Annotated in this window: 7 protein-coding genes and 1 pseudogene; 2 read left to right on the top strand and 6 right to left on the bottom strand. The window is 43.4% G+C overall.

The window, feature by feature from the left end; translation table 11 throughout:
• From B7C60_RS12875 to B7C60_RS12865, 3 genes are all read right to left on the bottom strand, one after another.
• Positions 1-1121, bottom strand: a 1121-nt coding sequence (locus tag B7C60_RS12875) for a hypothetical protein (protein ID WP_245869372.1), incomplete at its 3' end; no start/stop codon positions are given.
• Entirely contained in the window at positions 1118-1723 is a 606-nt protein-coding gene (locus tag B7C60_RS12870) for a pilus assembly protein PilW (protein ID WP_099611985.1), read from the bottom strand. The genes B7C60_RS12870 and B7C60_RS12875, both read right to left, overlap by 4 nt.
• Positions 1704-2216, bottom strand: coding sequence for a GspH/FimT family pseudopilin (locus B7C60_RS12865; protein ID WP_099611984.1), 513 nt, complete (start codon positions 2214-2216; stop codon positions 1704-1706). The genes B7C60_RS12870 and B7C60_RS12865 overlap by 20 nt, the downstream gene beginning before the upstream one ends.
• Before the next feature lie 97 nt (positions 2217-2313).
• Between B7C60_RS12865 and B7C60_RS12860 the strand changes: the two genes are divergently transcribed.
• A complete protein-coding gene (locus tag B7C60_RS12860) occupies positions 2314-2748 on the top strand; it encodes a type IV pilin protein (RefSeq protein ID WP_272924570.1) in 435 nt (144 codons plus the stop codon).
• Positions 2749-2818: 70 nt separating this feature from the next.
• On the opposite strand, the gene dnaJ is transcribed toward B7C60_RS12860, so the two are convergent.
• The 3 genes from dnaJ to grpE all read right to left on the bottom strand — a co-directional run bounded on the left by dnaJ (position 2819) and on the right by grpE (position 6924).
• Positions 2819-3964, bottom strand: a complete 1146-nt coding sequence (gene dnaJ, locus B7C60_RS12855; RefSeq protein ID WP_099611983.1) for a molecular chaperone DnaJ — start codon at positions 3962-3964, stop codon at positions 2819-2821.
• A 202-nt stretch (positions 3965-4166) separates the two neighbouring features.
• The gene (gene dnaK / locus B7C60_RS12850; RefSeq protein ID WP_099611982.1) at positions 4167-6071 is read right to left on the bottom strand and encodes a molecular chaperone DnaK; all 1905 of its coding nucleotides are present in this window, start codon (positions 6069-6071) and stop codon (positions 4167-4169) included.
• A gap of 244 nt (positions 6072-6315) precedes the next feature.
• Positions 6316-6924 carry a nucleotide exchange factor GrpE gene (grpE, locus tag B7C60_RS12845; RefSeq protein ID WP_099612044.1) on the bottom strand — a complete coding sequence of 203 codons (609 nt, stop codon included), beginning with the start codon at positions 6922-6924 and terminating at the stop codon, positions 6316-6318.
• A 143-nt stretch (positions 6925-7067) separates the two neighbouring features.
• Between grpE and ppnK the strand changes: the two are divergent.
• Positions 7068-7237, top strand: a pseudogene (gene ppnK / locus B7C60_RS19230) (NAD(+) kinase); the annotation flags it as partial.

Genomic DNA, 7237 nt, shown 5'->3' with positions numbered 1-7237 from the left:
GCCAATGATGCGGTCGACGCTTTTAATAGATCGGCTTGCGTTGGATTAAAGCTGTTCCATAGTGTACTGGTGGGGATAAACTCTGGCGTTCCGTCGGTGGCATTCGAAATAAAGTGGTAGATCATTCCTTTAAACGTTAAAGCGCCATGGGTCGAGAGCAGTCCATTATGCACGACTAAAATAATGCCATCTAAGCCACTCGCTGAATTGATCGCCTGACCAATAGCCGTTAAATCACTTTCTCCCAAATGACAACTGCCATAAACCCAAATGAGGTCTTGCCCGGCAATAATCTTGTTCTTAATTTTACTCCCACAGTCAGGAACCACCGCTGAAGAGGGCAAGCTTTGTTGGGTAAATAGCATTTTGCCACTGCTATCAACTAAATTGCTCGCTGAGATTTTACTAAAGTGGCTATCGGACATGATTTTGAACCAATCTTGTCGCATTTCACCAAATAAATCCTCAAAGGGGGTCTGATTGACATCTTTAATAAAATCTTTTTTTAAGTTACTGGGCATCGCGTAATTAGCACTGGTACTGGTGAGATAATCTGAATCACAATATTGACCTCGGGGAAAACCAGCATAAGGCGGATGAGCGTCACTTAATCCTTTATTTTGTACCGTACCGTGCACGACAAAATCCCGACTATACCGCAACATAGTACAAGCCCACTTATCGCCCTCTAAATGGGCTCCGGGATCCGCCAACATGGATAAGCCACCAGAAAAATACAAGTTTGAGGTGGCTCTCAATACACCAGAAGCGGCAGCCGGATAAGTCAGAGTTTTATGAACATGACTAAAACCGTATTGTGCTGTCACGCGTTGCTGCTTAAACGTTGGCTGTGTATAGCTAAATGTTATTGGGCCTAATGCATTACACTCGCTATATTGACTAGCATCAGGTAAAGATTGCGTCAGTTTGGTTAAGCTAAAAATGCACTCTAGCCCACCTTCAGCCACCCAATATTGTTGACGAGCTTTCACTTCATTCTGAGCTCGCTTAATTTGATAAAACAGCGTTTTATATGAACCTAAAGTAAGTACTAAAGCCACCGCAAGTAGTACCGAGGTAATCAGTAAGGTGGCAACCCCCTGCTGAAAGCGACTGTTCATTGCCAATTCCTCTGCATCAAACGTAAACTCATCTGTTGAGACACCGATGGTGCTTTCACCAAAGAGGCAGCTAAAACGATTGAAAGCATGCCACTTTGAGTACTTTCTCCTGCGACAAGATCATGTTGCACCGAAAATTGAGTCACTTTAATCTGCTTGGGATCAAACAAATTAAAGCACCCGGTTGCCGCTGAAGTTGCAGGCAAGGGGGCTGTACTACTTTTTTGACAATATTTCAGGTTATTTTTATCTAAACGATACACCGTATTACTGACACTAGCGCTAACCGCTGCCGGATGTTGATAGGCATACCCCACGAGTTCCGGTTCTGTAATAAAAAGGCCAACCGCACCAGAAAGTTTCAGTGAATGGGTATCCAAATGATCGTACCCTGCGCGCAGTACATCACTTTTCATCTGGTGTAGCACCACACTCATTTGTTGTAGCAGCATAATCTCTTTACTGCGTTGTAGCGAGGCTCGTTGATTGGATAAAAACAGACTTCCTATCATTCCTAAAGCGATCGCCCCCACCAGCCCTGCAATCATAAATTCAATCAAACTGCTTCCTGACTGCTTTGGTTTAACACTTAGTAAAGCCATAGTTTTCCCCAGAGAGACTACACACTTTGATACGCCCTGCTCGATTATGAATAATGACTTTAATGCCATCACTATCTTGAAAATGCTTTTTCAATGTGAGACTGCCAGCCTGAACCGGATTACCCATAACATAGTCAAATTTCACTGAATTAATCGAATCGGTGTTGTCTATAAACAGGTTTCGATAACGCTCACCCGATAATACCGCAATGATCTCCGGTGAGTTTGCTGGAGGTAAAACCGAAGAAGAAGAGAGTATCAACCGCCACTCTCCAGTGGTAGATGGCATCCCTTCAATATGAACCCATAAATCTTGTCCGCGAAACACCGCTTCCGATTTTGCTTGAATAAAAAAACCGTGTAACTCATCAGCTAGCGTAACCATCTTGGTCTGCTGATTTATATTGGTAAAATTCGGTGCGGAAAACGTAAGCATAACGGCCAGTACACTGACCGTTATCAGTAGTTCTAATAAGGTGAAGCCGCGAACCATTTCTCAAAATCCTTTGCAAACAGTGAGACATAACTGAATCAACTTGCTTTGATGCTAACAGCTACTAACAATAGGAAAAGATAGATTAATGGAACGAATGGACATGATTCGAACAAATAAATGCAACAGATCAGATAGGTTCGCTCAAGGTATGACGTTGGTCGAATTAATGATAGCCGTCGCCATCGTTGGCATTCTTGCTGGTATTGCCTACCCAGCATATACCCAATATGTCAAAGAGGCTCACCGTACTCAAGCAATAGCCGATATGGCAAAAATACAGCTCTATTTAGAAGAGCATTATGACTTGGGGTATTCCAGTCATGGTCTTTTGTCGGGAGGGAAATGTACCGTATGCGATTCTGATCCGGAACGCTACGCCTTGGCGATTGAGATCAGCCACGCAAGCTATACGATTTCAGCCACCCCTCTCGCTTCCAAAGGACAAGATACCGATGAATGTCAAGGAAAACGCTATTCAAAGCTTGAATTAAAAAGTACCGGAGAGCGACAACCAACCTCTTGCTGGTAGCGGTTTTAAACATAAAAAGCCCTAGTTGACGTAAGCAAACTAGGGCTTTTTGAGCAAATAAGGGATCAGATTAACTGGTTAGATCATCAAAAAACTTCTTCACCCCATTGAAAAAACCTTCAGACTTTGGCTTGTGCTTATTGGCGGCCTCTCCTCCACAAGAATCTTCCAATTCCCTGAGCAATTCTTTTTGACGAGCGCTGAGTTTAACGGGGGTTTCAACCACTAGTTTCACAATCAAATCACCAATTGCCCCTCCGCGCACACTTTTCACCCCTTTACCACGCATACGGAACATACGTCCGGTTTGCGTTTCTTCAGGAACTTTAAGATTCACACGGCCATCCAACGTGGGGACTTCAACTTCACCACCCAAAGCGGCCATAGCAAAACTCACCGGGACTTCACAGTACAAATTATTACCGTCCCGTTCAAAGATATGGTGTTCTTTTACATGCACTTGCACGTATAAATCACCGGCTGGTGCACCCATTTCCCCGGCTTCACCTTCATTGGCTAAACGAATGCGATCGCCAGTATCCACTCCTGCGGGGATTTTAACATTCAAAGTTTTACTTTTCTGTTTTCGACCTTGGCCATGACAAACATTGCATGGATCTTTGATGATCTTACCTTTGCCATGACAAGTTGGACAGGTTTGCTGAACGGCAAAGAAACCTTGCCGCATTTGAACTTGACCATGACCATGACAGGTCGGACAGGTTTCCGGCGTACTGCCTTTTTTCGCTCCAGAGCCATCGCAACTATCACAATGAACCAATGTTGGAACTTCAATTTCTTTGCTACAACCTCGAACTGCCTCTTCCAAAGTTAATTCCATGTTGTAGCGCAAATCAGATCCGCGTTGAGGCCGAGGCGAACCACCGCGGCGTCCACCACCAAAAATATCACCAAACACATCACCAAAGATATCGCCAAAATCAGCACCGCCACCACTGAAGCCACCGCCACCAAAACCACCAGCACCTTGTTCAAAAGCTCGGTGCCCGTATTGATCATAAGCGGCTTTTTTCTGCGGATCAGTCAGAATCTCATACGCTTCTTTTACTTCTTTAAACTTATCCGCAGCACTGGCATCACCCGGATTACGGTCTGGGTGGTATTTCATCGCTAGGCGCTTATAGGCCTTTTTAATATCGCGCTCTGAGGCATCACGGCTAACGCCTAATACTTCGTAAAAATCACGTTTTGACATGTTTTAAGTCACCAATTGTTACTGCAAACGGACTGACCGCTTGGTGGTTGTATCGATATAGATAAAGGTTTTAGGCTTGTCCTTTATCTTTATAGACACAAAGATAATGACAAACTTACGGGCGTAAGAGTTACCCCAAACGCCCGCAAGCAAGACCGTAAGACTCCCGTTAGCTACCAAAGCGAACGGAGATTAAGAAAAATTATTTCTTATCGTCTTTAACTTCTTCAAACTCAGCATCAACGACGTCGTCTTGTGCTGCTTGCTGTTCAGCATTCGCACCTTGTGCCTGTGCTTGCTGCTGAGCGATTTCCATCAATTTTTGAGCTGCGGTCATTAGGGCTTGAACTTTTGCGTCGATTTCGGCTTTATCTTCACCTTTCTTCGCAGTTTCTAGCTCACTAATGGCTGCTTCAATTTTCTCTTTTTCATCCGTAGGCAGAGCATCACCGGCTTCTTCAATTTGCTTACGCGTTGCGTGAATCATTTGATCCGCTTGGTTACGTGCAGTCGCTAACTCTTCGAACTTCTTGTCCGCTTCTTTATTGGCTTCTGCTTCTTGAACCATTTTTTCGATTTCTTCATCACTCAAACCGCCAGAAGCTTGGATGGTGATATTTTGCTCTTTACCCGTTTGTTTATCTTTCGCTGACACATGCAAAATACCATCAGCGTCCAAGTCAAACGTCACCTCAATTTGTGGCATACCACGAGGCGCTGGGTTAATACCTTCAAGGTTAAACTGACCCAGAGACTTGTTATACATAGCTTGCTTACGCTCACCTTGTAAAACATGAATGGTAACAGCACTTTGGTTATCTTCAGCAGTTGAGAATACTTGATTCGCTTTGGTTGGAATCGTGGTATTTTTCTCAATCAGTTTTGTCATCACACCACCCATAGTCTCAATACCTAGAGACAAAGGTGTCACGTCAAGTAATAGAACGTCTTTTACATCACCCGCAAGAACGCCACCTTGAACAGCCGCACCCACTGCAACCGCTTCATCAGGGTTAACATCTTTGCGCGCTTCTTTACCAAAGAACTCAGCCACTTTTTTCTGAACTAACGGCATACGAGTTTGACCACCCACCAAGATAACATCAGTGATGTCATTGACTGATAGGTCTGCATCGGCTAGTGCCACTTTCAATGGGTCTAAAGAGCGTTGAACTAAATCTTCAACCAATGACTCTAATTTAGCCCGAGTCACTTTGATGTTCATGTGTTTAGGCCCCGTTGCATCTGCCGTAATATAAGGCAGGTTGACATCGGTTTGCTGTGCTGAAGAAAGTTCGATCTTCGCTTTCTCTGCCGCTTCTTTTAGACGCTGCATTGCAAGTGGATCATGTTTCAAGTTGATCCCTTGCTCTTTGTTAAACTCATCAACGAGGTAGTTAATCATGCGGTTATCAAAGTCTTCACCACCTAGGTGTGTATCACCATTGGTCGCCAATACTTCGAATGTTTTTTCGCCTTCAACCTCATCAATTTCAATAATCGAAATATCAAACGTACCACCACCGAGGTCATAAACGGCGATTGTGCGATCACCACCTTGTTTATCAAGGCCATAAGCAAGCGCAGCTGCCGTTGGTTCGTTAATAATACGTTTAACTTCAAGACCCGCGATGCGGCCCGCATCTTTAGTGGCTTGGCGCTGAGCATCGTTAAAGTAAGCAGGAACGGTAATAACCGCACCCGTCACTTTCTCACCGAGGTAATCTTCTGCTGTTTTCTTCATTTTTTTCAGAATTTCAGCAGAAACCTGAGGCGCAGCCATTTTTTGGCCTTTCGCTTCTACCCATGCATCGCCGTTATCTGCACGAACGATTTTATACGGCATGATTTCGATATCACGCTGAACTTCTTCGTCTTCGAAACGACGACCAATCAAACGTTTAATCGCAAATAATGTATTTTCAGGGTTGGTTACAGCTTGACGTTTTGCTGGCTGACCAACGAGTGTTTCACCATCTGTATAAGCAATCACAGATGGGGTGGTGCGCTCACCCTCCGCGTTTTCAATTACGCGAGGTTTGTCACCGTCGAGTACGGCTACACATGAGTTAGTAGTACCTAAGTCAATACCAATGATTTTACCCATCAGGCTATCTCCGAAATAATTCTATATGTTCGTTTTGCTGTATATCCCTAATGTGGGGATGGAGAATTGGGTTTCAACCCCACTCACAAACAAAAACGTGGATGTTTGTTTCTCGTATGCCCTTTAAATAGGGGTTAACAACCTCTTTTCAAGGGGAACATGAAAAAAAATTTGAATTTTATAATAAAAAGCGAAGCCTTAAGACCTCGCTGATTTAAATGTGTCCGTAAAATAGACAACACGCTTATTTAGCCACCATCACCATCGCTGGACGTACAACTCGACCATTCAATTCATAGCCTTTTTGCATCACAAACATAACCGTATTTGATTGATGATCTGGACTTTCTTGAATAGACATTGCTTGATGATATTCAGGGTTAAACGCTTCACCTTCAGGATTAATCACTGTTACCCCAAATTTTGCTACTGCGTCAACAAAAGTTTTATGAGTTAATTCAACACCTTCTAAAAAGGGTTTGATCGCTTCATTTTCATTATCTACCGCTTGGATCGCGCGTTCTAAGTTATCCAACACGGGTAATAATTCTTCAACAAAACGTCCTAACGCATATTTACGCGCTTTATCGATCTCTTGTTCAGAACGACGACGCATATTTTCAACATCGGCACGAGCGCGAAGGACGCTTTCTTGCTGTTCTTTCACTCGAGCTTCACTGGCCAATAAAGCCGCCTCTAATTGAGCAATTTTACTTTCTTGCTCACTTAACTCTTCTGGTTCAACATCTTGATTCCAATCGATATCTTCATCACTACCAACAATTTCAGCCTCTACATCAACCGTTTCTTGCTGTAGCTCTTCCTCTTTGATTTTATTTTCTTCGTTGCTCATGATATCTCCAGAATTCTCATCACGATGGTGTTTAAGCATCAAATTATCTTGGTTTTTGACACAAAAATTCGCATAAAAGCATAACTTGCCTTTATTATGGGGATGAAGAATTCTGATTCAAGCCTAATTCGGTTGGAAAGCGTATGAAAAATCCATTTGACGTGATCGCTATCATTGGAAAACCAAGAGATCAAAAAGCAATTCAAACACATAAAGAGATTTATCTCTGGCTTACTGCGCTCGGGAAATCGGTCTTTATTGATGATCGCTTACGTGAAATTCTCACCGATATTCCTCAAGCACACTTTGCCAG

Origin of the sequence: Vibrio fujianensis, from assembly GCF_002749895.1 — a bacterium.
Classification (GTDB): Bacteria; Pseudomonadota; Gammaproteobacteria; order Enterobacterales; family Vibrionaceae; genus Vibrio; species Vibrio fujianensis.
This window is presented reverse-complemented; position numbering and strand designations above follow the sequence as displayed.